Here is a 25,744-nt window from a genome sequence, read left to right on the forward strand (position 1 = left end):
CTGTCACACGCGTAACGCCCGGGGTGACTTCGCAGAGGCTCATGTCGCGTCGCACATGTTCCAACATCTGCGACGCAACACGTAGCTCTGCGAGGCGTGACAGAAGTGACCGCAGAGACTCCTGGGACTACGTGCACGCGCGAGGGCGCAGCCCAATGCGCAACAACGGCGCCATCGGCCCGCCACCACCTACGGCATGCACGCACACCTGCCCCATCCCCGCGATCCTGGCTAAGCACTTGGCGTGGCCGCCCGCTGTCAACCCTGAAACCTCGCCCCCGAGCCCGTGCAACCAGGAACGAGCGCGAGGCCGGCGCCAGCCGGGGGTTGAGAGCGGGCGGCCACGCCAAGCACACTCAAAAGCCAGCGGGGATGACCACAGCAAGAATCAGCGGGAGTACGCCCTGCCGCCCCGAGTCACTCACCGGCACCGGCACCGGCCTGCTGACGTCGGGCCCGCAGCGCGCGAACCCGTCCCCGGCTGGCGCACGCCGGCGCCGGGCACCAGCGGCGTCGGCCGGTGGGGTCGATGAAGATCCCCTGGCAGTCGTGCTCGGCGCAGACGAGAAGGTCATGGCGCTCCACTCCGGTGAGATGTGAGACCGCCTGACGCACGATCCGTCCGAGCGCTTCAGCGGTGTCGACGGGTGGCCGCCGGAGCAGTGCGTCGCCGGGAGCGAGCCGGACGTCGGCGGGCAGGTCGCTCAACAGCTTGGCCAGTGCGCGGACGGCCACAGCGGGAACCGGCGTGCCGGTGGCTGTCGGGAGCGCCACGGCACGCACCGTCTCCCGAACCGAGACCGCCAGCTCCAGATCCGACGGACCGGGGGAGTGCTCCGGTGCCAGCTCGCAACGGGAGAGCCAGTCGGCCAGCCGCTCCGGTGTGTCGATGCGTTCGATCGGTCGCGCGCTGAAGGTCTGTCCGCTGGTCGCCAGCAGGTTGAGCCAGGTGGCGCCGCAGTCGAACCGGAAGTCCTTGGTGCTCACCAGAAAAGTGTAACGCTTCAGCCGTTACCTGTGTATGGTGTAACGGGTCAAGCGTTACATTGAACAGAGGAGTGAGCGTGGCCGAGAACAACGAGATCTCTCCGGCGGTACTGGACCGGGACGCCGGCTATCGACTGCTGGAGCAGCTGCAGGACGAACAGACCCGCGCCGGTTGGTCGAGCATGCTGGAGAGCCAGGTCCCCGGTTTCGCCGACTGGGTCATCACCGCCCTGTTCGGCGGGACCTACCAGCGTGACGGCCTGTCGCTGCGCGACCGGCAGCTGGTCAACCTCGCGGCACTGACCGCGCTCGGTGGTGTCGACCCTCAGCTCACCGGGCACGTCAGGACCAGCCTCCGGGTCGGGATGTCGAAGCAGGAGATTCTCGAGGTCTTCGTGCACCTCGCCCCCTACATCGGGATGCCGAAGACCCTCGCCGGACTGCGGGTGGCCACGGCGGCCCTGGACGACGAGGCCGGTCGATGAGCACCGTCCGCACGGTTCTCGGTGATGTCGCGCCGGAACAGCTGGGCGTCACCGACGCGCACGACCACCTGTTCCTGCGGATGCCGAGGCTGGCCGGTGAGGAGCTGGACGACCAGGACGCGGCGATCGCCGAACTGGCCGCCTTCCGCGACGCGGGCGGCGACACGGTGATCCACTGGACCCCGCACGGGCTGGGACGCAGGGCCGGTGATCTGGTGGCGGTCTCCGAGGCGGCCGGGGCGCACGTCGTCGCCGCGACCGGTCTTCACCAGGAAGCGCACTACGACCCCCAGCTGCTCGCCGGGCTGCGGTCCGGCCTGGCCGAGCTGTTCGTCACCGAGCTGACCGAGGGCATCGAAGGCGAAGGGCCCGCGACCCCCAGAGCGGGGATGATCAAGGTCGCCGGTGACTTCCACAGCCTCAGTCGGCACACCCGCTGGGTGATGACCGCGGCCGCCGAGGCGCACCGCGAGACGGGCGCGACGATCGGCGTGCACCTGGAACGCGGCACCGCCGCCGCGCTGGTGGTCGACCTGCTCTGCGTCCGGCTGGGCGTGCCCCCGGCCAAGGTCGTGCTCGGCCATCTGAACCGTTCACCCGATCTCGGCATGTACCACGAGGTCGCCGCGGCCGGCGTGTTCCTGGCGTTCGACGGACCGTCCCGGGCCAACCACGAGTCCGACTGGCGCCTGTTCGAGTCGCTGGTCGCGCTGGCCGAGTTCGGTTGCTCCGATCGGTTGTTGTTCGGCGGCGACACCACGACCGCATCGGCCAGGGCCGCCACGGACGGCGGGCCGGGAATGCCGTACCTGCTCAGCACGATGCGCCCGAGGCTGACCAGCGAACTCGGCGAGGACGTGGTGCGGCGGATGATGGTGACCAATCCGGCCAGGGCATTCGCGAACGACTGGAGGTGACCGCGAACTTCACACGCCCACAGTGCCTGCGCGGGGGTGGGGGCATGAGAGCCTTCTCCCCAGCCGGTGAGGGTTGTGGACGAAGGGAGTGACGGCGCTGGGTACCCCTGCGCAAAAACCGTCGTTCAGGGGTGGCCGTCGCCGCCGGATCCGTAGCAACATCACCGGTGACCAGGACAACGTCGACGAGCATCGTGTGCTCGACGGCGAACGAGTGGGCAGTTCAAGTGGGCCCGGCCGGCCAGCGAGGATGAGCACTACATGAGTCAAGGGACCCGATCCGTCTTCCGGCGGCTCGCCATCGTGAACCGGGGCGAGCCGGCGATGCGGCTGATCAACGCCGTGCGCGAGTGGAACGCCGAGGGGAGATCCCCGGTGCGGACCATCGCGGTCTACACGTCGGTCGACCGGGGAGCGATGTTCGTCAGGGAAGCCGACGAGGCGGTGTTGATCGGTCCGGCGGACACCGACGGCGCCACGTTCGGCGTCAACCCGTATCTCGACTACGCCGAGCTGGAGCGAGCGCTGCGTGCCTGCCGTGCGGACGCGGTGTGGCCGGGCTGGGGTTTCGTCTCGGAGAAGGCGGAGTTCGCCGAGCTGTGCGAGCGGCTCGGCATCACCTTCGTCGGCCCGTCCGCCGACGTCATGCGCAGGCTCGGTGACAAGATCGAGTCGAAGCGCCTCGCCGAGCAGGTCGGGGTGCCGCTCGCGGCGTGGAGCGGTGGCCCGGTCGCCGACGTCGCGCAGGCGCGGGAGCACGCGGCGACCATCGGCTATCCGCTGATGGTGAAGGCGACGGCCGGTGGCGGTGGCCGCGGCATCCGTCTGGTGAGGACGGCCGACGAGCTCGACGAGGCGTTCGAGCGGGCCAGCTCGGAGGCGGCCAAGACCGCGGGTGACGCGACCGTGTTCCTGGAGCGGGCGATCCGGGGTGGGCGCCACGTCGAGGTGCAGGTGGTCGCCGACGCCGACGGTGAGGTGTGGACGCTCGGCATCCGTGACTGCAGCGTGCAGCGCCGCAACCAGAAGGTGCTCGAGGAGTCCGCGTCGACCGCGTTGGACGCCGAGCAGGAGACGCTGCTGCGCAGCTCCGCGGCCGCTCTGGCGAAGGCCGCCGGTTACGTGAACGCGGGCACCGTCGAGTTCCTGTACGAGCCGAAGGAACGGCTGCTGTCGTTCCTGGAGGTCAACACCCGCCTGCAGGTCGAGCACCCGGTCACCGAGGTGACGACCGGTGTCGACATCGTCAAGCTGCAGCTGCACGTGGCGTCCGGTGGCACGCTCGCCGAGATCGCGCCGGAGACACCCTCGGCCTCGGGCCACGCGATCGAGGCGCGGCTGACCGCCGAGGACCCGGAGCGCGGGTTCGCGCCGGCGCCCGGGCTGATCGAGCACCTCGTGCTGCCCACCGGGCCGGGCATCCGGGTCGACACCGGCGTGGCGGCGGGCGACGTGATCCCGCCGCAGTACGACTCGATGATCGCCAAGGTCATCGCGTGGGGTCGGGACCGCAACGAGGCACGGGGCAGGCTGCGGCGCGCGCTGCGCCAGACCGCCGCGGTGATCGACGGCGGCACGACGAACAAGGCGTTCCTGCTCGACCTGCTGGACCGCCCCGAGGTGCGCTCCGGCGAGCTGGACACCACGTGGCTGGACACCATGATGGCCGACGGGTACACCCCGCCGCGCCGCCTGGACGTCGCGCTCCTGGCCACCGCCGTGGAGGCGCACGACGCGCACGTCCAGCGCCAGCGCGACCGGCTGTTCAGCTCGGCCGAACGTGGCCGCCCCGAGGTGGGGCACGAGACCTGGCACCAGGTCGACGTGCGTGCCGCGGGGCAGGCCTACCGGCTGCGGGTGGCCAGGACACGGGGCAACCGCTACCGCGTGGTGCTCGACGACCGTGCCGTCGACGTGGACGTCGAGAGCACCGGCCGGTTCGAGCGCAGGCTGACCGTCAACGGTCCCACCGGGGTCGGCGGCGTGCACACCTTCGGCGTGCTCTCGGTCGCGCAGGGCCCCGACTACCTCATCGAGGTGGACGGCGCGGTGCACCGCATCTCCGGTGGCGAGGTCGGACTCGTGCGCGCGCCCGCCCCGGCGATGGTCGTGGCGATTCCGGTCAGCGCGGGTGACCAGGTCGCCGAGGGCGACGTCGTGGCGATCGTCGAGTCGATGAAGCTGGAGACGGCGCTGCGTGCTCCGGTGGCCGGTCTGGTCGCCGAGGTGCTGGTCCCGGCGAATACACAGGTCGAAGGCGGGACGAAGCTCATCCGGCTGGAGCCTGCCCCCGAAGAGAGCGACGCGGATGCTCCCGCCGCCGACGTCGAGCGGGCCGACCTCAGCGCCCTGCTGGACGTGGCGGACAGTGGTGACGCGGCCGTGGACGCCCCGGCCGACGCGGTCGCGGACGACGCACTGGCCGCACTACGCGCGCTGGTACTCGGCTTCGACATCGACGAGCGTGAGGCGAGGCCGCTGCTGGCCGGGCTCGACGCCGCGCGCCGGGAACTGCCCGAGGACCACGCCGGGGTGCTGGCCGGCGAGGTCGCGGTCCTGCAGATCTTCGCCGACCTGTGCGCCCTGTCGCGCAACCGGCGGGTCGACCAGGCGGGCGAGGAGTCCGCCGTGGACGGGGACTCGGCACGCAACCCGCAGGAGTTCCTGTACGCCTACCTGCGCTCGCGCGACGCCGAGGCCGAGGGACTGCCGGAGTCGTTCCTGATCAAACTGCGGCGCGCGCTCGCGCACTACGGGATCACCGATCTCGAACCGTCCGCCGAGCTGGGTGCCGCGCTGTACCGCATGTTCCTGGCCCACCGCAGAGCCGGAGCGCACGCGCCGGTCGTCGCCAACCTGCTGCAATGGCGGCTGCGTCATCCCGACTCGCTGCCCGAGGACACAAGGCAGGGCTATCGCCAGGTGCTCGAACGCCTGGTGACCGCCACCCAGCTGAGGCACCCGATGGTGGGTGACCTGGCGAGGCAGGTCCGCTACCACTGCTTCGACGCGCCGATCGTCGCCGCCGAACGAGCCGAGGCACAACGCGAGGTGCGTGAGCAGCTCGATCACCTTGCCGCCGACCCGGCCGCGCGGGCCGCGCAGATCGACGCGCTGGTGGCGTCCGGCGAGCCGATCCTGAGCGCGTTCAGCGAGCGGCACCACGCCGCGATGCTGGAGGTGATGACCCGGCGCTACTACCGGATTCGTCCACTCGACCAGTTCCGGGTCGTCGAGCACGACGGACGGCCGCTGCTGACTGCCGCCTACCAGCACGGTGACCACCGGTTCACCGTGCTCGCCACGGTGGTCGACAGCACGACGAACGACGGGGCCGAGGGCCCGTCGGCCGTGGCCACCGACCTGCACCAGATGATCTCCGCGCTGCCCGAGGGCAACACCGCGCTGGTTGACCTCTACGTGACCTCGGACGACTCCGCCGGTGCCGACCCGGACGCACGCGCGGGCCGCATCCGGCAACGGCTGGGCACCATTCCGAGTGTCGTCGCCAGGGTCGCGGTCGCGGTGCGCCGCGCCGACGGCGAGCACAGCGGACCGACCTGGTTCACCTTCCACCGGGGCGCCGACGGCGAACCGGTGGAGGACGTGACGCTGCGCGGTCTGCACCCGCTGGTCGCTGAGCGTCTCGGCCTGCGCCGTTACGAGGGTTTCACCCTGACCCGGCTCGCGTCCGCGCCGGATGTGCATCTGTTCCACGCCCAGGGACGTGAGGTCGCCGACGACCGGCGGCTGGTGGCGTTGGCGGACGTCCGGGACATCACCATGGTGCGCGACGAGAAGGGCCGGATCCGTAGCATCCCGCAGTTCGAGCGCAGGCTGGACGCCTGCCTGAACAGCCTTCGGGCGGTGCGTTCCGCCGATCCGAGCCTGGCGAAGCTGGCCTGGAACCGGGTGCTGCTCTACGTGTGGCCGGAGATCGACGTGCCGTTGGCCGAGCTCGACGAGGTGGTGCGCAAGCTCGCACCGCGCTCCGACGGCCTCGGGCTGGACCAGGTGATCGTGCAGTTCCGGTCGGCCGAGCTTGGCCGCACCGACGCGGGTGAGCCGCGCGAGCTGACCCTGCGCATGTCCCGGCCACCGGGCGCCGGCCTGACGGTCCGGGTCACCGAGCCGCCGAACGCCCCGCTACGTGAGCTGGACTCGTACGCGCAGAAGGTGATCAGGGCACGTCAGCGTGGCACGGTCTACCCGTACGAGCTGGTGGCTCTGCTGACCCGGTCGCCGGACCGGGGCGGTGCGGCGGGCCGGTTCGTCGAGTACGACCTCGACGCGGACGGCGTCGCCAGGCCGGCTGATCGTGCCCCGGGCGGCAACACGGCCAACTTGGTGCTCGGTGTCGTGACCACGGCGACCGAACGTTATCCCGAGGGGATGACCAGGGTCGTGCTGCTGGGCGACCCGACGAAGGGACTCGGGTCGCTGGCCGAGGCCGAATGCGCCAGGGTGCTCGCCGCGCTGGCACTGGCCCGCGAGCTGGAGGCCCCGGTCGAATGGTTCGCGGTGTCCTCCGGCGCGCGGATCGCGATGGAGTCCGGCACCGAGAACATGGACTGGATCTCGCGGGTGCTGCGCGGGATCATCGAGTTCACCCAGGAGGGCCGCGAGATCAACATCGTGGTCACCGGCATCAACGTCGGCGCCCAGCCGTACTGGAACGCCGAGGCCACGATGCTCATGCACACCAAGGGCATCCTGGTCATGACGCCGGACTCGACCATGGTGCTGACCGGTAAGCACGCGCTCGACTACTCCGGTGGTGTGTCGGCCGAGGACAACTTCGGCATCGGCGGCTACGACCGGATCATGGGCCCGAACGGCCAGGCGCAGTACTGGGCGCCCGACCTGTCCGGCGCGGTCGACGTGCTGCTGGCGCACTACGAGCACACGTACATCCAGCAGGGGGAGCGGTTCCCGCGACCGGCGAAGTCGGTCGACCCGGCGGACCGCGACATCACCGTGTCGTCGCACTCGGGCCCGGGCTGTGATCTGGCCACCCTGGGGGAGATCTTCGCCAGGGAGACCAACGCCGAGCGGAAGAAGCCGTTCGACATGCGCTCGTTGATGCGCGGTGTGGCCGATGCCGACCACGCTCCACTCGAGCGGTGGGTCGACATGCACGACGCCGAGTCGGTCGTGGTGTTCGACGCGCACCTGGACGGCCAACCGGTGGCGCTGATCGGTATCGAGTCACGCCCGCTGCCCCGGCGAGGTCTGGCGCCGATCGACGGGCCGTCACAGTGGACGGCGGGCACGTTGTTCCCGCGTTCCTCGAAGAAGACCGCGCGGGCGATCAACGCGGCGAGCGGCAACCGCCCGCTGGTCGTGCTGGCGAACCTGTCCGGCTTCGACGGCTCACCGGAGTCGCTGCGCGGGCTGCAGCTGGAGTACGGCGCCGAGATCGGGAGGGCCGTGGTGAACTTCGACGGTCCCATCGTGTTCTGTGTCGTGTCCCGCTACCACGGCGGCGCGTTCGTGGTGTTCTCCGGGACGCTCAACGACAACATGGAGGTCGCGGCGGTCGAGGGCTCGTACGCCTCGGTCCTCGGTGGCGCGCCGGCGGCGGCGGTCGTGTTCGCCGGTGAGGTCAACAAGCGCACCGCCGCCGATCCCCGGGTGTCCGAGCTGGAGGCGCGGATCGCCGAGGCGGTGGAGGAACGCCGCGAGGCCGACACCGCGCGGCTGCGCACCGAGCTGGTCGGTGTCCGTGCGGGAGTGCGCTCGGAGAAGCTCGGTCAGGTCGCCGACGAGTTCGACACGAAGCACAGCATCGAACGCGCGCAGCGGGTCGGTTCGGTCGACCGGATCGTGCCGCCGACCGAGCTGCGGCCGTACCTGGTCGACGCGGTGCGCCGGGGCATGGCGCGCACCCTCGCGCAGACCGAACGCTGAGGGCAGCGGTTGCCGAACGGGCACGCCGTTCGGCAACCGCTTGTCATCTGTTCGTTGCCTTGTGTTCTCCCCAGGGCCGGTTCGATGCGTCCGTTCGGGTGGTCTAGCACGTGATCGTGGTTCCCATCCGGCAGGGCGGGCAACACTGTCACCAACGGACCCGCCACTTGTCGCTGGGGAGCGGATAGGTGGCCGCGGGGGCCGGAGTAGCCGTCTCGGGGGCGGCAGCTCCGGCCCCTTCTTATTTCCCACCTCACCGGCGTGAGACGGTGTGTCGACTGCCATAGATACAAGCTTGTATTGATGCTTGTACGCTTCGCGTCGTGAACAGCTCACCGGAGATCGAACCGGACGCGCTCCCGGCCGCGGAGCGCGCCTACGACCTGACCAAGGAGCTCGTGCTCACCGGCGAACTGCCCGGTGGGCACCTGTTCAGCGAGGGCGACATCGCCGGGCGCCTCGGCGTCAGCCGGACGCCGGTGCGTGAGGCGTTCCTACGGTTGCAGGCCGAGGACCTGCTGCGGCTCATCCCCAAACGCGGCGCGGTCGTGGTGCCGGTTCCGCCTGGCGAGGCGGAGGACGTGTTGGATGCACGGGAGGCGATCGAGACAGCCGCCGTCCGCCGGCTGTTGCGGCGCCCCGAGCTGGTCGCCGACGCGGTGGCCGGGCTCAGGACGGTGCTGCGGCTCCAGCGGGAGCACGCCGAGGCGCGCGATCTCGCCGCGTTCGCGGAGGCCGACGAGAAGTTCCACCGAACGATCGTGGCGGCCGGCCGCAACAACCTCACCATCCGCTTCTACGCGGGTCTCGCCGACCGGCAGCGGCGGATGAGCATGCTCGCGCTCGGCCCGGTGCCGGAGGAGCTCCTGCCGATCGTCACCGACCACGAGCGGCTGGTCGGCATCATCGAGGCTGGCGACGACGCGGAGTTCGCCTCGGCGCTGCGCTCGCACCTGGACAGGACACACCGGCGATGAGCGCGCGCAGGTCCGGGTACTGGAAGCCGGTTGCCGCCGCGATGTTCTGCTGCGGCTGGGGCGGCAACCAGTTCACCCCGCTATTGATCATGTACCGGCAGCACGGGTTGTCCGCGCTCGCGGTCGACTCGCTGCTCGGCGCGTACGTCTTCGGGCTCGTGCCCGGGCTGCTGATGGCCGGCGGACTGTCCGACCGCTACGGGCGGCGGCCGGTGATGATCGCCGGAACGGTGTTGTCGCTGGTGGCGAGCGTGTTCCTGGCGATGGGGGAGTGGGGCTCGACCTGGATCGCGCTCGGCAGGTTCCTCACCGGGATCGCGGTGGCGGTCGCCATGGCCGTCGGTTCCACCTGGATCAAGGAGCTGTCCGACCTCGACGAGTCCGGAGCCGACTCGGGGGCACGCCGGGCGACCCTGTGGCTGACACTGGGCTTCGGCGTCGGCCCCGGCGTCGCCGGAGTGCTGGCGCAGTGGGGGCCCCGGCCGATGGAGGTCCCCTACCTGGTGCACGTCCTGGTCGCGCTGGTCGTCGTGCCGGTCCTGGTGCTGGGGACCCGCGCGGCCCCGACGACGGTTCCGACCGGCGCGGAGGCCGGCTCGCGGTTCGGCGGGGCGCGTCACCCCAGGTTCCTCAGGGTGGTCATCCCGATGGCCCCGTGGATCTTCGGCTCGGCGGGGGTGGCCTACGCGATCATGCCGCAGCTCGTCGGCGAGCGTCTCGGCTCCTGGGGACTGCCGTACTCGACCCTGGTGACGGTCTGCACGCTCGGTGCGGGTGTGCTCATCCAACCGGTCGCCGGCTGGCTCGACCGGGAGACGAGCGCTCGCGCGGTGGTCGTCTCGATGATCGTGATGTCGATGGGGCTGGCGGTGAGCGCGATCGCCGCCACGATCGGGTCGCCGCTGGTGGCGCTCGGAGCCGCGATCGTGCTCGGTGCCGCGTACGGGATCGCGGTCGTGTCCGGTCTGCTGGAGCTGCAACGCATGTCGCGGCCCGACGAGCTCGCCGGCCTGACGGGCATCTACTACGCGCTGGCCTACGTCGGCTTCCTGGTGCCCTCGGTCCTGCAGCTGCTCAACGCGGTGGCCAGCTACCCGGTGTTGCTGAGCGGTCTGGCGGTCATCGCGCTGCTGGGCACGGCGGTCATCGCGCGGCACTCACGCGCGCACCTGCCGGTCACAGCCAGCTCCGCCTTTTGAACGCCAGATACAGGATCAGGCTCATCAGCAGCATCAAACCGATCGCCATCGGATAGCCGAGGACCCAGTTGATCTCCGGCATGTGCGTGAAGTTCATTCCGTAGATGCCGGCGATCAGGGTCGGGGCGAACAGGATGGCGGCCCAGGAGGAGATGCGTTTGACCTGCTCACCCTGCTTGTAGCTGGCCTCGGTCAACCGGGTCATCTCGTCGTTCTGCCGCTGGGCGACGAGCGTCGCGTTGACCGTCAGGATGTTCGCCAGCAGCTGGCGGAACGACTCGGTGCGCTCCACCACCCGGGTCACGTGGTCCGCGACGTCGCGCAACATCCGACGCAGCTCGAGATCGTCCTCGCTCGCGTGCTCCTTGAGCAGGTCACGCAGCATGATCAGGATGTCCGGCAGCGGGTCGACCGCGCGCTGGAACTCGATCACCTCGCGGGTCAGCTGGTAGATGCGCCGGGAGGCGCCCGGGTCGCCGTCGAAGACCTGGACCTCGATCTCGTCGATGTCGTTGCGCAGCCCGTCCAGCACCGGGCCGTAGTCGTCGACGATCTTGTCCAGCAGCGCGTAGAGCACCGAGTAGGGGCCTCGCCTGAGCAGCTCGGGCTCCTCCTCGAGGCGCTTGCGGACCTCCTTGATGTTCGGCTCCTCGGCGTGCCGGACACCGACCACGAAGCCGGGGCCGAGGAACAGGTGCAGCTCACCGATCTCGACGACCTCGACCGGGTCGACGTAGCGCGCCGGTCGCAGGACGACGAACAGGGTGTTGCCGTAGCGCTCCAGCTTGGGGCGCTGATGGGCGTCGATGGCGTCCTCGACCGCGAGCGGATGCAGGTCGAACTCCTTGGCAACGGACAGGATCTCGGCCTCGGTGGGGCGCAGCAGCCCGATCCAGCAGAAACTGTGACCCTGCTGAGGACAGTCCTGCAATTTGTCGTAGGTGTCCGCCAGTGACGAGGGCACAACGGCCCGCTCGCCGTCGATGTAGATCACGTTGTCGACCAGTGACATGCGGTTCCTCTGTTCTGCGAGCGCCTCTGCGATCAGCATGCCGCGGCGGGCGATTGTTCACGTGGTCAACGCCACCTCCGGCAGACGTCACTGTTGCTCGTAACTGTCGGTGCATACGCCTACCGTCGAGTACGTAGAGTCCGAGAGGGGGCGCTAATGATGGTTGATGCACAGAACGCGAGCGCCGGTACCCGAGCCGGCGCGGCGGTGGCGGCGCAGTTCGCGCTGGTGCGCGTGCCGGTGGTGCTGTGCCTCGGCGCGGGTGAGCTGACCGTGAGCAAGGTCAGCGAGACGGTGGCCGACGCGCGGGTGCGCGCGGTCAAGGTGATCGGCAAGGCTCACCAGACGTATCTGGACCTGGCCGAACGCGGCGAGGGCACGCTCCGGCGGATTCGGAGCCAGCCACGGGTCGCCGACGTGCTGCGCAATGTCGCCGACGCGACCGAGCGGCTGGACAACCAGGTCGAGTTCGTGGTCGACGAGATGCACGACGCGTCCGAGGAGGCGCTCGGCAGGATGAGCATCGAGACCTGGGCGGCGCGCGAGCGCGCGGCCCGTGCGACGCAGCGCTTCGCCCGCGAAGCGGTGGACACGGTGACCGGAAGGCACGAGCCCGAGTCCGCGTAGCCGCCGCGGTCCGGAAGAATGCCGTGAGTGGCGAGTGGTCCCAGAGGACCACTCGCCACTCACGGCATTGACCAGGAGATTTGCCGGCCGGGTAGGGCGTGGCGGAGAGGGGTCAGGCTCCCAGGAGCGCCTTGGCCAGGCCCTCGGGCTGGGTGAAGGGAGCTTCGTGGCTGCCGGGGGCGGTGATCGGGTCGACGCCGAGGCGCTTGGCGAAGCGGTCCCAGCCGAACTCTCCCGGCGGCAGCGCGATGTCGTCGATGCTGAGCACGTAGGAGACCGGCACGTCGAACGACTCGAGATCCAGCGGCTCGACGGTCTCGGTGAAGTACTGGAAGGGCTGCGGGGTGAGCAGCTGGTGGACGAGGTGTTGGACGTGCTCGTCGGCGTCCTGCATGAACCCGTGCTGCCACACCTCGTAGGGCAGGGTGATGGTGTTGTTGCCGGAGGCCTCGGCGGTGGCCTGGAACAGCTGGCGGTGTTCGTCGGGGACCTCGTCCTGCAGCCCTCGTCCGGCGGCCGGGACGAACGCGCTGTAGTAGACGAGCTTGGTCAGCCGATCGGCGAGACGCGGCGCGGCTCCGGTGATCACGTAGCCGCCCCAGCTGTGTCCCACGAGCGTCACATCGCGCAGGTCCTCGCGCTCGAACAGCTCGACGACGGCGTTCACGACGTCGGACAGTGACAGCTCAGTGGGGTCGTCGCCGTCGGCCAGCCCGGGAAGGGTGGGCGTGAGCACCCGGTGGCCCGCGGCGCGCAGGTGCTCGGCGACCGGACGCCAGGTCCATCCGCCGTGCCAGGCCCCGTGGATCAAAACGAACGTGTCGGACATGCTGCTCCTCGATGAGTTCGACATTGAACCTAATCGGGATTAAACAACATCCGGGAGCTCACACGAGGTCGGGGACCCGGCCTTCGGCTGCGGGGTGGCTGTCGGCGAGCGCGCCGATGACCGGCGTCGCGGCGAGGAACAGCCGTAGGTCGTCGTCGGAGAGCGTGGCCAGCAGCTCGGTCAGCACCTCGGCCTCACCCCGTGCGACGGACTGCAGCGCGGCGCGTCCGGCCGTGGTCACGACCACCTGGATGGCGCGGCCGTCCGTCGGGTCGGGCGCACGGTCGACGAAGCCGATGGCTGCGAGCCCAGCGACGGCGGTCGTGGCGGTCGGCTGCGAACAGGGCACCCGCTTGGCCAGCTCGCCGATGCGCTGAGCGCCGTGCTGGTTGAGCAGGGCGAGGACGATGAGCTGGGTGGGATGAACCGCACTGGTGTCGCTGGCCCGCCGCAGATTTCGCAGCAGCCGATGCATCGCGATCACCGTGCTCAGCGCATCCTCGGTGCTCACCGTCCTCGCCGTCATGGGTCAGGACAATTTCAGGTTCGGCTTGTACATGTCCAGCCACAGCGCGATATCCAAGGTCCTTTCGAGGCCTCGGCGTGACGCCTGGGTGATCTGCGGCGTGTCGATGTCGACCGCGCCGGCCAGCCAGTCGTGGCTCACGATGTCGAACACCGGGTGGTTCGGCGTCGCCAGGTACTCACGGGCGTTGCGCTGCAGCTTCACCGCATAGCGCGGGTCCTGGGTGGACGGGTAGGGCGACTTGACCCGGTCGACCACCGACTGCGGCAGCACGTCCGCGGTGGCGCCGCGCAGCAGTGACTTCTCCCTGCCGTCGTAGGTCTTGAGCGACCACGGCGTGTTGTACACGTACTCGACGAGGCGGTGGTCGCAGAACGGCACGCGCACCTCCAGGCCGACGGCCATCGACGCGCGGTCCTTGCGGTCGAGCAGGATGCGGACGAAGTGCGTCAGGTGCAGGTAGCAGACCTTGCGCATCTGCCATTCGAAGTCCGACTCGCCGGGGAGCCGCTCGATGGCCGAGATCGACGTGTCGTAGGCGTCGCGCACGTAGCCGGGCACGTCGAGTGCCGTGGACAGCTCCGGGACCAGCATCGTGTGGTCGTCGCCGAAGTGCCGGTCGTGGCGCACCAGCCACGGGAAGGTGCGGGCGCGACGGGCCTCGGGGTCGAAGAACTGCTTGTAGCCCCCGAACACCTCGTCGGCGGACTCGCCGGACAGCGCGACCGTCGAGTGCTCACGGATCGCCTTGAACAGCAGGTACAGCGAGGCGTCCATGTCGCCGAGGCCGATCGGGATGTCCCGTGCCTTGATGACCTTGGACCGCACCTCGGGGTCGGCGAGCTCGTCGGAGTCGAGCACGATGTCCTGGTGCTGGGTGTGTGACTTCTCCGCGACGTCGTGCACGTACGGCGTGTCCGGTGTGGCGCGCAGCTCGTCGGGGACGAAGTTCTCCGTCTGCCCGACGAAGTCCACCGCGAAGCTGCGGACCGTCTGGTTCTTCTCGGCGAGCTGGGCGGCGGCGATCGCGGTCATGGCCGAGGAGTCGAGCCCGCCGGACAGCAGGGTGCACCTCGGCACGTCGGCGACCAGCTGGCGGCGGACGATGTCCTCCAGCAGCTCGCGGACGTGGGCGACCGAGGCCTCCTGGCTGTCGGTGTGCTCGCGGGTCTGGAGGGTCCAGTAACGGGTGGTGCGGATGCCCTGGCTGCGCACCGTGACGACGGTGCCCGGCTCGACCTCGCGCATGCCCTCCCAGACGGCGTGGCCGGGGGTCTTGATGAATGCGAACAGCTCGCGCAGGCCGTCGAGGGTGACGGTGTGCTCGGCGAGCGGGTTGGCCAGGATGGCCTTCGGCTCCGAGCCGAACAGCACGCCGTCGGCGGTCTCGTAGTAGTAGAACGGCTTGATGCCCATCCGGTCGCGGATCATCACGAGCTTGTCCTCGCGGGAGTCCCAGATGGCGAACGCGTACATGCCGTTGAGTCGCTCCGCGACGGCGTCGCCCCACTCCAGATAGGCGTGCAGGACGACCTCGGTGTCGGAGTCGGTCTCGAACCGGTGGCCGCGCCCGGAGAGCTCCTCGCGCAGCTCGGAGAAGTTGTAGGCCTCGCCCGAGTAGACCATCGCCACGTCGCCGTTGGGTGTGCTGACGCTCATCGGCTGACGCCCGCCGGGCAGGTCGATGATGGCGAGCCTGCGGTGTCCGAGCGCGGCGTGCGTATCGACCCAGGTTCCCCGGTCGTCGGGTCCTCGGCACGACATGGTCTCGGTCATCGCGTCGACGGTCGCCTGCTCCGATCGCAGGTCACGCCCGTACGACACCCATCCGCTGATTCCACACATGTGCACCTCCACTGGTTGATGGCGCGGCACCTTTGTGGCCCTGAAATCGAGATCAGGGGTCACGCTGCGTCGATTTCCATTAGACGCCTATGTAAATCTCAGGTTTCAGACTTGTAACTCGGATGGGTCACGAGCGCAGGAAGTTAAGGACGTTATGAAAGAGAACCGTGCAGGTCGAGAGCCCGCAAGTTTTTGGAGTGACCTCAGTCACTACGCGCCAAAGTAGGCCCGCCGGCCGAGCGCGCTCTCAGGCGCACAGCGCGCACCTTGCGATCACGCCGCGCGGTGTGCACAGTGCGCGGCGTGATCGGGAGGTGCGCGGTGTCGGGTGGCTACTTCTTGTGGATGTAGACCGTGACGTTCATGCCGGGGACCAGGGCGAGGCCGTTGGTGTTGGTCAGCGCGATCTTGATCGGGATGACCTGGGTGACCTTCTGGAAGTTGCCGTTGGTGTTGCTCTCCGGGAAGAGTGAGAACACCCCGGCGGCCGAACCCTGGATCTCCTGGACGGTGCCGGTCACCGGTTGCCCGGAGAAGGCGTCGACCTTGATGTCGACCTGCGCTCCGAGGTGGACGTCCTCGACGTCGGTCTCGTCGACGCGCGCGGTCACGTAGATCTTGCTGAAGTCGTACGCCGTCGCCAGCTCGGTGCCCGCGTTGACGTACTGGCCGTTCACCACGCTGTTGACCGCCACGGTGCCGTTGCCGGGCGAGCGGATCGCCATCATCGGCTGCGCGCCGGAGCCCTGGATCGTGATCCGGCCGACGAGCTGGTTGGTCTTCACCGTGCTGCCCTGGTCGATCGACCAGTCGGTGAGGGTGCCGGTCGTCGGGGCGTTGATGTCGATCTTGTCGCCGTCGACCTGGGCGTTGTCGGTCGAGACGAACTGGCTCGAGTACAGGAAGTAGGCGACACCGCCACCGATCGCCAGGATGCCCACGATGACCCCGAGGACGATCAGCAGTCTGCGGCGCCCTCGCGGCATCTTCTTCTTCGCGGGAGGCGGCGGGGCCGCCTCCGGGCTCGGCGCGGTCGCGTCGGGAGACGAACCGTTGGTGCCGCTCGTCTCGGGCGGGGCACTCCGTTGGTCCTGTGCCGTCGTCTCCGATGCGGCGTCTGGGTTTTCCGCCACCGTGTCCTCCAAGGCCTACGTGCTGTGTCTGCCCGCGACGCGTCGGAACTCATTAGCAGACGTAAGGAAACGCTACCCCATCTACCGCGTGAAGGTCGTGTCGTCGAGGGCCGTCACGCAGGCAGAACGCGTGTTGAAGATCATAGACCAGCTTTGCGAAACCGCTGCACTTTCACTTCCTTTCATTTCGTTGACTCCGGATTTCGCCGGTGGCATGTTTCTAGCGCGGCCGAGCCGTATGCGGCCCAGCGCAGGGAGGTGACGTGCGACCACTCGGTGAGTTCGAGCGCGAGCAGGCGATCCTCCTGGACCTGGAGTCCGTCGGCAGGGTGACGGTCAGCGAGCTCACCGAGCGGTTCGGCGTGTCGGCCGTGACCGTTCGCAAGGACCTCAGCGCACTGGAGCACCGCGATCTGCTGGTGCGCGTCCGGGGCGGCGCGGTGAGCGCCGGCACGAGCGACGAGGGTGCGTGGGCGATGCGGGTCCGGCACGCGCGCCGGGCGAAACAGGCGATCGCCCGCGCCGCCGCTGAGCAGGTCAGACATGGTGACGTCGTCGCGTTGGACTCCTCGACGACCTGTTACCACCTCGCGACCGAACTGGTGGATCGGCGCAACCTGGTGGTGATCACCAACGGGCTACGGGTGGCCACACTGTTCATGGAGCGCACCAATTTCATGGTGCTGCTGCCCGGCGGTGTGCTGCGGCGGTCGGCCGAGTCGCTGGTCGGCCCGATCGGCGATCTGCTGACCGGGCGAGGCCGCATTCACAAGGGTTTCTTCGGCCTCGTCGGGCTGTCCCCGGAGCACGGTCTGATGGAGATCAGCGCCGAGGAGGCGCAGACGAAAGCGTTCATCGCGAGCGTGTGCGACGAGGTGTACGGCATGTTCGACGCATCGAAAGCGGACCGTTTCGCATTGCACCCGTTCGTCCGGCCTCAGCAGGTACATGCGCTCTATACCGACGACCGAATCTCACCCGAAGTGGTTGCCGGGTGGGCAGGCGTCGGCGTGCCGGTGCACCGCGCGCCGATCCTCGGCACCGAGCCGCTCGACCCGGACGACGAGGACACCGAATGAGCGCGGGGAGGACGGTCGCGGCCGTCGACCTCGGCGCGGAGAGCGGCCGGGTCGCCGCGATCGACTTCGACGGGTCCCGCCTCGGCGTGCGGGTGGCCCACCGGTTCAACCACGCTCCCTCGGTGAGCGACGGGATTCTGCGCTGGGACCTCGACACCCTGCGGGGCGGCGTGCTCGACGGACTCGCCGCGCTGGACGGGGGCCCCGGTCGGGTCGCCTCGGTCGGAGTGGACACCTGGGGCGTCGACTACGGCCTCTACCGCGACGACGAGAGCCTGGTGGACAACCCGACCTGCTACCGGGACCCGCGCCAGATCGACGCGATGGCGGCGGCGCTGCGCGAGGTCGGCTCCGACGAGCTGTACGACGCCACCGGCGTCCAGCTCATCCCGATCAACACCGTGTTCGGCCTGCTGTCCGACGTGCGCGAGCACCCGGAACGGCTCAGCGGCGCCCGTCGTCTGCTGATGATGCCGGACGTGTTCCACCACCTTCTCAGCGGCGCGGTCACCACCGAGTACACCGCCGCATCGACGAGCGGCGCTCTCGACATGCGCACCGGGCAGTGGGCGACCGGCCTGCTCGACCGGCTCGGCATCCCGACCGGCCTGCTGCCGGAGCTGGTGGCGCCCGGCACCGACGTCGGCGCCGTCCGTGGCGACTTCGGTGGTGCGTTGCGCGGCAGCCGGGTCATCGTGCCGCCCGCGCACGACACCGCGAGCGCGGTCGTCGCGGTGCCGTTCCGCGAGCCCGGTTCGGTGTTCATCTCCTCGGGCACCTGGTCGCTGGTGGGCGTGGAGACCGATCGCGCGTGGGTCGGGCCGGCCGCACGCGCGGCGAACCTGACCAACGAGGGCGGCTACGGCGGAACCATCCGGCTGCTGCGCAACGTCATGGGGCTGTGGCTGCTCCAGGAGTGCCGCAGGCAGTGGGCCGCCGAGGGGCACGACCTGAGCTACGGACAGATCGCCGAGCTCGCCGAGGCGCAGCCGGGCCTGGTGAGCGTCGTGAACCCGGATGCGCACGAGTTCCTCGCTCCCGGCGACATGCCCGAACGGGTCCGACAGCACTGCGCACGGAACGGAATGCCGGTTCCCTCGACGATCGGCGCCCTCGCGCGATGTGTCATCGACTCGCTCGCGCTGAGCTACCGGCTCGTCATCGAGAGCATCACCGAGGTCACCGGGACAGCGCCGCGGTCGGTGCACATCGTCGGCGGCGGCTCGCAGCACACGCTGTTGTGCCAGCTCACCGCGGATGCGACCGGTCTCCCGGTTCACGGCGGGCCGGTCGAGGCGACCGCGATGGGCAACGCCGCCGTCCAGCTGGCCGCGCTCGGCGAGCTGAGCGGGCTCGCCGACATCCGCGCCGCGATCGCCGCGTCGACACAGGTCACCGAGTACACCCCACGACCGGGGCGGGACTGGGCGTCGGCCGCCGCTGCCCTCACCGACACCAGCAGCACCGAATCGAAAACCAGGAGGTCATCTCAATGACGAGATCACTCAAGAAGCGGACAGTGCTCCCCGCCCTGATCGCCGCATTGACCGTCGCCATGGTCGCGACGGGCTGCACCCAGAAGAACAACAATGCGGGCTCGGGCGGCGCGGCCGGCGGTTCCGGTGGCAAGACCCAGGTCGCCTTCGTGCCGAAGCTGCAGGGCATCCCGTACTTCGAGGCGATGAACACCGGCGGCAAGAACGCCGAACAGGCGCTCGGCGACGTCACCTGGCTCTACCAGGGTCCGACGCAGGCGGACGCCGCCGCGCAGACCCAGATCGTGCGCTCGTTCATCCAGCGTGGTGTCTCGGTGATCGTGGTGGCCCCGAACGACCCCGACTCGATGGCTCCGGTTCTCAAGGAGGCGCAGGCCAAGGGCATCAAGGTCATGACGTCGGACACCGACGCGCCCAACTCGGTGCGGGACGTGTTCGTGAGCCAGGCCTCGACCGAGAAGATCGGCCAGGCGCTCACCGACAGCCTCATGACGGCCATGGGCGGCAAGGGCAAGTACGCGATCGTCTCCTGCGGGGAGACCGCCGAGAACCTCAACGGCTGGATCGCGGTGCAGAAGCAGTACACCGCGCAGAAGTACCCGGGCGCACAGATCGTCGACATCGTGTACGCGGGTGAGGACCAGGCCAAGGCCACCCAGATGGCCGCCGACCTGATGAACGCGCACCCGGACCTGACCGGGCTGGTCGGTGAGTGCACCTCGTCGGCACCGGGTGTCGCGCAGGCGGTGAAGGACGCCAACAAGATCGGCAAGGTGTTCACCGTCGGCCTCGGTACGCCCAAGTCCATGCAGCCGTACCTGGCGGACGGTTCGTCGTCCAGCTCGATCCTGTGGAACGTGGAGCAGCTCGGCTACCTGACCGCGTGGGCGGGCGACCAGCTCGCCCAGGGCAAGGCGTTGCAGCCGACCAACCACGTCAGCGACGCGCTGCCGAACGTCACCTGGGACGCCGCGTCCAAGACTCTGCTGCTCGGTGATCCGTTGGTGATCACCAAGGACAACGCGGGCCAGTTCAACTACTGAGCGGATCGACGATGACCGAGACGACCCAGCGCGCGCTCCGGCTGTCCATGACCGACGTGTCGAAGCGCTACGGCGCCGTGCGCGCGATCCGGCACGCCGACATCGAGGTGGCGGCCGGCAGCGTGCACGCGCTGGTCGGTGAGAACGGCGCCGGCAAGTCGACACTGATCAAGATCCTGTCCGGAGCGGTCACCCCCGACACCGGAACGGTCGTGTTCGACGGCTCGCCCGCACAGATCACCAGCACGACCGACGCGCTGGCGCTCGGCATCGCGACCGTGTACCAAGAACCGCAGCTGTTTGCCGAGCTGACTGTCTCGGAGAACATCTTCCTGGGGCGTGAGCTGCGGTCCGGCCCTCGCATCGACTGGGCGGCGCAGCACGCCAAGGTCGTCGAGCTGCTCGACCTGTTGGGTATCCCGGCCGCAGCGGCGACCGCCGCGGTCGGGACCCTCTCCATCGCGGAACAACAGCAGGTGTCGATCGCCAAGGCCCTCGCGGGTGACGCGAAGCTGCTGATCCTCGACGAGCCGTCGGCGATCCTGACCGACTCGGAGATCGAGGTCCTGTTCCGCGTCATCCGGCGACTCGCCGCCTCCGGCGTGGCGATCATCTACATCTCGCACCGGCTGGACGAGCTGTTCCGCATCGCCGACGAGGTGACGGTCATGCGGGACGGCGCCACGTTGGGCACCTATCCGATGCGGGACCTGTCCGTCCGGGAGATCGCCGAGCTCATGGTCGGCGGAATCCTGAACGACGACACCACTCCGAGAGCGGTCGCGGACGGCCCGCCGGTGCTCGAGCTCGACTCGGTCGGCTTGGCGGGGCGGTTCCACGACGTCAGCGTCTCGGTGCGCGGCGGCGAGATCGTCGGGCTGTACGGCCTCGTCGGGTCCGGGGTCTCGGAGATCGCCAACACGATCTACGGGATCGACCCGGCCACCGAGGGCGAGCTGCGGCTCGGCGGAGAACCTGTGCGCCCGACGTCACCGCGTCAGGCCCAGAAGCTGGGCATCGCGCTGCTGCCCGCCGACCGTAAGAAACAGGGCATGTTCGTCTTCCAGCCGATCTCGTTCAACATCTCGATCGGTCACCTGGCGCTGCTGTCGAAGTTCGCGGTGTGGATGGACCGGGCACGGGAACGGACGGTCGCGCGGGACCTGATCGAGCGGCTGGCGGTCAAGACACCCAGCGAACGGCAACCCATCGGCGCGATGTCCGGCGGCAACGCGCAGAAGGTCGTGCTCGCCCGCCAGCTGGTCGAACGGCCGGACGTACTGGTCCTCGCCGAGCCCACTCAGGGCGTGGACGTGGGTGCGAAGGAGGAGATCCACCGCATCATCACCGCGCTCGCCGACGAGGGCACCGCGGTGCTGGTGGTGACCTCGGACCTGCCCGAGGCACTGCGCATCGCGGACCGCCTGCTGGTGGTCCGTGACGGCACGATCGTCGCCGAGTTCCACGGCGACGCCTCCCAGGTGGATGTACTCGCGGCCGCCGCCGGTGCGCGCGACGAGAGCGAGGTGTCCTGAGTGACGACCACGACCAAGCCCTCCCGGGTGCGGGTCATCGCTCCGCTGGTCACCGGCCAGGAGGTCGTGCTGATCAGCGTCATCGCGGCGCTGTGGCTGGTGCTCTGGTGGGCGACACCCGCCTTCCTCACCGCCGGCTCGATCAGGCCGCTGCTGATCGAGGTCGCGCCGATCGCTCTCATCGGTGTCGGTATGACGCTGGTGATCGTGGCCGCCGGCATCGACGTCTCGGTCGGCGCCGGCCTGATGGTGTGCGGCGTGATCACCGCGAAACTGCTGGTCGACGCCCAGGTGTCGCTCGTCGTGGCGCTGCTCGCGGCGATCGTCGTCGGCGCTGTGCTCGGCGCGGTCAACGGCGTGCTGATCGCTTGGGGGCGCGTGCACGCCATCATCATCACGTTCGGCACGCTCAACCTGTTCCAGTTCGTCGGCCGGCAGATCTTCGGGTCGCAGACGGTCAACGGCATACCCGGAACCCTGGACGTGTTCGGCCGGGGCAGTGCCGGGCAGACACTCGGCGTCCCGCACAGCTTCGTGCTCACCGCTGTCGTGGCGGGCGCGGTCTGGTGGTACCTGCGCCAGACCCCGGGCGGTCGGCACTTCTACGCGATCGGCGGTGACCCGGTCGCCGCCGAGCTGGCCGGGATCCGGGTGCGGCGCAGGGCGCTGATCGCCTACGTGGTGACCGGTGCGCTGGTCGGGGTCAGCGCGCTGTTCACGATCGCCAAGGGGACCTCGACGCTCGACCAGAGCATCGGGGCGGGCAAGGAGCTCGCGGTGATCGCCGCGGTCGTCATCGGCGGAACCTCGATCATCGGCGGCCGAGGCTCGGTGCTCGGCACGATCCTGGGCGCGCTGCTCGTGCAGACCGTGTCCTCCGGCGTCACCCAGCTCGGCTGGCCGAGCGACCTGTCCGACCTGTTCGTCGGCATCTTCGTGATCGTCGCGGTCGGCGCGGACCTGCTCCGGCAGCGCACCCGGACCCGTCAGAGGGAGCTCTAGATGACGTCGACTCCCCAGCGAACCACGGAACCGGCACCGTCTCCGGAGAACGGGGCAGGCTCGATCTGGTCCCGCTCACTGCGGGCGGTGCTGACCAGGCGCGAGATCCTGCTGGTCATCCTCCTGATCGCGGTGCTGATCTGGATGACCTCGCTCAGCTACGGCGGCTACCTGACCGGCCCGTACGACCCCGACTACCTGGCCGGCTCTCTCGTGGACGCCGTACCGCTGGCGATCCTGGCACTCGCCGAGCTGGTGGTGATCGTGTCAGGACGGGGCGGCATCGACCTGTCCATCGGCGCGATCGTCTCGCTGACCGGCATGGTCTTCGGACTCGCCTACGGCTCGTGGGGCTGGTCGCTCCCGGTGGCGGTGTTGCTCGCGCTCGTCGTGGGCACCGTGCTCGGCGCGGTCAACGGGGTGCTGATCGCCTGGCTCGGGTTCCCCGCGCTCATCACGACACTGGCGACCTACTACGCGTACAAGTCGCTCGCCGTGGTGATCAACGCGCAGAAGCCGATCAGCACGCCGGACATCCAGAGCCTGTACTCGCTCACCGGCGCGGTGGAGATCCCGCTGATCGGCCGGAACATCCCGAACGTCCCGCTCGGGGTGTTCACCTTCCTGGTGCCGGCGGTCGTGCTGCTGTGGCTGCTGCTGCAACGCACCACCTACGGACGGCGGCTGTTCGCGATCGGCACCAACGACGTCGCCGCGACCTGGGCCGGTGTGCACGTCGCCGGGACCCGGTTGCGTGCCTACGCACTGGCCGGGCTGCTCGCCGGAGTCGTCGCCGTGTACGTCACCGGGCAGTTCGCCTCGGCTCGCCCCGACGCCGGTACCAGCGGGAACGGGCTCGCGCTGCCGGCGATCACGATCGCCGTCCTCGGCGGTGTCGCGATCACCGGCGGCATCGGACGGGTGTCCGGTGTGCTGCTCGCCGCCGTCCTCATCACCTGGCTCAACGCCGGAATCCTGCTGCTGTTCGAAGGCAACGAGGGCACCCAGTTCCAGCTTCTCGCGCTCGGCGCGGTGCTGGTCTTCTGCGCGCTGCTCAACGCGTACACGACGAGGAAATACGGGGGTACCCGATGACCGACCCGACTCGACCCGATGCCGTGCGCCAGCTGTTGGAACGATCCAATCGCCTCGGCTCCGACCCGGCCGTCACCAACTACGGCGGTGGGAACACCTCGGTCAAGGTGACCGTCGACAGCCCGGCCACCGGGAAACCCGTCGAGCTGCTGTACGTCAAGGGCTCCGGCGGCGACCTCGGCACGCTGCGTGCCGAGGGGCTCGCGGTGCTCGAACGGGACCGGCTCGTCGCGTTGGACTCGGTGTACCGCGGCGTCGAGCACGAGGACGAGATGGTCGAGCTGTTCTCGTTCTGTGGCCACGGCCGGGGCGGTGCGACACCCTCGATCGACACCCCGATGCACGGTCTCGTGGACCTGGACCACGTCGACCACCTGCACCCGGACTCGGTCATCGCATTGGCCTGCGCCGCCGACGGCGAGCGGCTGGTGCGCGAGATCTGGGGCGGCCGGGTCGCCTGGGTCCCGTGGAAACGTCCCGGCTGGGAGCTGGGCAAGGCCATGGCGGAGCTGTCCGCCGACCCCTCCGTGATCGGCGCCGTCCTCGGTGGGCACGGGCTGACCAGCTGGGGCGCCACGAGCGACGAGGTCGAGCAGCGTTCGCTGCGGATCATCGCGGAGGCCGCGGCGTACCTGGAGGAGCATTCGGTGGCCGAGCCGTTCGGTGCCGAGGTTCCGGGTCGGGCGGCGCTGCCGGCCGAGGACCGCCGACGGCGCGCGGCCGAGCTGTTCCCGCACCTGCGCGCGGTCGCGTCGATGGACCGGCGCCAGGTCGGACACTTCACCGACAGCGACGTCGTGCTGGACTTCCTGACCAGGGAGAAGCTGGCACACCTGGTCAGCCTCGGCACGTCCTGCCCCGACCACTTCCTGCGGACCAAGGTGCGTCCGCTGCTCCTGGACACCGCGCCGGACACGCCGCTCGACGAGGTCGTGAAGCGGCTCGGCGAGCTGCACGCCGAGTACCGCGAGGAGTACAGCGCCTACTACCGGCGCCACGCCACGCCCGACTCGCCCGCGATGCGTGGTGCCGACCCGGCGATCATCCTCGTGCCCGGGGTCGGGATGTTCTCGTTCGGCGCGGACAAGCAGACCGCGCGGGTGGCCGGCGAGTTCTACGTCAACGCGATCAACGTGATGCGCGGCGCCGAGGGCGTCTCGACCTACGAGCCGGTGACCGAGGCCGACAAGTTCGCCGTCGAGTACTGGCTGCTGGAGGAGAAGAAGCTCCAGCTGCGTCCGAAGCCCAAGGCACTGGCAGGCCGGATCGCCGTCGTGACCGGGGGCGCGTCCGGTATCGGGCTGGCGACGGCGACGATGCTCGCGGAGCACGGTGCGAACGTGGTGGTCGCGGATCTGGACGAGGCGAAGTCGTCGGCGGTGGCCGATGAGCTGGGCGGACCGGACCGTGCGGCCGGCATCGCGATGGACGTGACCGACCCGGACGCGATCACCGCCGGTATGGATGCCGCCGTGCTCGCCTTCGGCGGGGCGGATCTGATCGTCAACAACGCCGGCATCAGCCGCGCTGGCTCACTGGCCGAGACCTCGACCCAGGACTGGGATCTGCTCTACGACATCCTGGCGCGTGGCTCGTTCCTGGTGGCCAAGGCGGCCGAACCGGTTCTGCGGGCGCAGCGGCTCGGCGGGGACATCATCAACATCTGCTCGAAGAACGCGGTGTTCGCCGGTCCCAACAACGTCGCCTACTCGTCGGCGAAGGCGGCGCAGGCGCACATGGTCCGGCTGCTCGCGGCGGAGCTGGGTGAGATCGGCGTCCGGGTCAACGGCATCAACCCGGACGGAGTGGTGCGCGGCTCCGGGATCTTCTCCAGCGGCTGGGGTGCGTCGCGCGCCGCGACGTACGGCATCGACGAGTCCGAGCTGGGCAAGTACTACGCCAACCGCACCGTGCTCAAGGTCGAGGTGCTGCCCGAGCACGTCGCGTCCGCGGTGCTGGCGCTGACCAACGGGACGTTGCCGATCACCACCGGGCTGATCGTTCCGGTCGACTCCGGGGTGCCCCAGGCATTCCTGCGATAGGGGAG

General features: G+C 69.5%; 19 protein-coding genes. 13 read left to right on the forward strand and 6 right to left on the reverse strand.

The features are described 5' to 3' along the window. Positions 1-417: 417 nt before the first annotated feature. Positions 418-987: a CGNR zinc finger domain-containing protein gene (locus G406_RS0107425; RefSeq protein ID WP_156934712.1), complete on the reverse strand. Its 570-nt coding sequence runs from the start codon at positions 985-987 to the stop codon at positions 418-420. 77 nt (positions 988-1,064) lie between these two features. Between G406_RS0107425 and G406_RS0107430 the strand changes: the two genes are divergently transcribed. The 5 genes from G406_RS0107430 (at position 1,065) to G406_RS0107450 (ending at position 10,475) form a co-directional block, all read left to right on the forward strand. After that, positions 1,065-1,472: a carboxymuconolactone decarboxylase family protein gene (locus G406_RS0107430; protein ID WP_028933359.1), complete on the forward strand. Its 408-nt coding sequence runs from the start codon at positions 1,065-1,067 to the stop codon at positions 1,470-1,472. Further along, positions 1,469-2,389, forward strand: a complete 921-nt coding sequence (locus G406_RS0107435; RefSeq protein ID WP_028933360.1) for a phosphotriesterase family protein — start codon at positions 1,469-1,471, stop codon at positions 2,387-2,389. Before G406_RS0107430 ends, G406_RS0107435 begins: the two co-directional genes overlap by 4 nt. A gap of 261 nt (positions 2,390-2,650) precedes the next feature. Continuing rightward, positions 2,651-8,299 (forward strand): ATP-binding protein, encoded by a 5,649-nt coding sequence (locus G406_RS0107440; protein ID WP_028933361.1) that lies wholly within the window; start codon positions 2,651-2,653, stop codon positions 8,297-8,299. Positions 8,300-8,622: 323 nt separating this feature from the next. Next, positions 8,623-9,276: a GntR family transcriptional regulator gene (locus G406_RS0107445; protein ID WP_281172404.1), complete on the forward strand. Its 654-nt coding sequence runs from the start codon at positions 8,623-8,625 to the stop codon at positions 9,274-9,276. Further along, complete coding sequence (locus tag G406_RS0107450) at positions 9,273-10,475, forward strand: MFS transporter (protein WP_028933363.1); 1,203 nt, start codon at positions 9,273-9,275, stop codon at positions 10,473-10,475. Before G406_RS0107445 ends, G406_RS0107450 begins: the two co-directional genes overlap by 4 nt. Here G406_RS0107450 and G406_RS0107455 read toward each other — a convergent pair. Beyond that, positions 10,453-11,487 (reverse strand): magnesium and cobalt transport protein CorA, encoded by a 1,035-nt coding sequence (locus tag G406_RS0107455; RefSeq protein ID WP_028933364.1) that lies wholly within the window; start codon positions 11,485-11,487, stop codon positions 10,453-10,455. The two genes, G406_RS0107450 and G406_RS0107455, sit on opposite strands and share 23 nt — an antisense overlap. Positions 11,488-11,643: 156 nt before the next feature. Between G406_RS0107455 and G406_RS0107460 the strand changes: the two genes are divergently transcribed. Beyond that, positions 11,644-12,114: a hypothetical protein gene (locus tag G406_RS0107460; RefSeq protein WP_028933365.1), complete on the forward strand. Its 471-nt coding sequence runs from the start codon at positions 11,644-11,646 to the stop codon at positions 12,112-12,114. A gap of 112 nt (positions 12,115-12,226) precedes the next feature. Here G406_RS0107460 and G406_RS0107465 read toward each other — a convergent pair whose 3' ends face one another. From G406_RS0107465 to G406_RS0107480, 4 genes are all read right to left on the reverse strand, one after another. After that, a complete protein-coding gene (locus G406_RS0107465) occupies positions 12,227-12,943 on the reverse strand; it encodes an alpha/beta fold hydrolase (protein ID WP_028933366.1) in 717 nt (238 codons plus the stop codon). A 58-nt stretch (positions 12,944-13,001) separates the two neighbouring features. After that, the gene (locus G406_RS0107470) at positions 13,002-13,454 is read right to left on the reverse strand and encodes a MarR family winged helix-turn-helix transcriptional regulator (protein ID WP_245607039.1); all 453 of its coding nucleotides are present in this window, start codon (positions 13,452-13,454) and stop codon (positions 13,002-13,004) included. 18 nt (positions 13,455-13,472) lie between these two features. Next, positions 13,473-15,314 (reverse strand): asparagine synthase (glutamine-hydrolyzing), encoded by a 1,842-nt coding sequence (gene asnB / locus G406_RS0107475; RefSeq protein ID WP_028933368.1) that lies wholly within the window; start codon positions 15,312-15,314, stop codon positions 13,473-13,475. Positions 15,315-15,646: 332 nt separating this feature from the next. Beyond that, positions 15,647-16,447: a beta-barrel domain-containing protein gene (locus G406_RS0107480; protein WP_211241058.1), complete on the reverse strand. Its 801-nt coding sequence runs from the start codon at positions 16,445-16,447 to the stop codon at positions 15,647-15,649. Between the two features lie 263 nt (positions 16,448-16,710). Here G406_RS0107480 and G406_RS45180 point away from each other — a divergent pair, with 263 nt between their 5' ends. Genes G406_RS45180 through rhaD form a run of 7 tightly spaced genes read left to right on the forward strand, consistent with a single transcriptional unit; the run spans position 16,711 to position 25,739 of the window. Beyond that, entirely contained in the window at positions 16,711-17,526 is an 816-nt protein-coding gene (locus tag G406_RS45180; RefSeq protein ID WP_051341761.1) for a DeoR/GlpR family DNA-binding transcription regulator, read from the forward strand. Beyond that, entirely contained in the window at positions 17,523-19,022 is a 1,500-nt protein-coding gene (locus G406_RS45185) for a rhamnulokinase (RefSeq protein ID WP_037075463.1), read from the forward strand. Before G406_RS45180 ends, G406_RS45185 begins: the two co-directional genes overlap by 4 nt. Further along, a complete protein-coding gene (locus tag G406_RS0107495) occupies positions 19,019-20,065 on the forward strand; it encodes an autoinducer 2 ABC transporter substrate-binding protein (RefSeq protein ID WP_037075464.1) in 1,047 nt (348 codons plus the stop codon). The genes G406_RS45185 and G406_RS0107495 overlap by 4 nt, the downstream gene beginning before the upstream one ends. 11 nt (positions 20,066-20,076) lie before the next feature. After that, positions 20,077-21,600 (forward strand): sugar ABC transporter ATP-binding protein, encoded by a 1,524-nt coding sequence (locus tag G406_RS0107500; RefSeq protein WP_028933371.1) that lies wholly within the window; start codon positions 20,077-20,079, stop codon positions 21,598-21,600. Beyond that, positions 21,601-22,602, forward strand: a complete 1,002-nt coding sequence (locus tag G406_RS0107505; RefSeq protein ID WP_028933372.1) for an ABC transporter permease — start codon at positions 21,601-21,603, stop codon at positions 22,600-22,602. Continuing rightward, positions 22,603-23,697, forward strand: a complete 1,095-nt coding sequence (locus G406_RS0107510; protein ID WP_028933373.1) for an ABC transporter permease — start codon at positions 22,603-22,605, stop codon at positions 23,695-23,697. It abuts the gene before it with no gap. Continuing rightward, positions 23,694-25,739, forward strand: a complete 2,046-nt coding sequence (gene rhaD / locus G406_RS0107515) for a bifunctional rhamnulose-1-phosphate aldolase/short-chain dehydrogenase (protein ID WP_037075467.1) — start codon at positions 23,694-23,696, stop codon at positions 25,737-25,739. The genes G406_RS0107510 and rhaD overlap by 4 nt, the downstream gene beginning before the upstream one ends. Positions 25,740-25,744: the final 5 nt, after the last annotated feature.

The organism is Actinospineispora spinosispora DSM 44797, from assembly GCF_000429025.1.
GTDB lineage: Bacteria > Actinomycetota > Actinomycetes > Mycobacteriales > Pseudonocardiaceae > Pseudonocardia > Pseudonocardia spinosispora.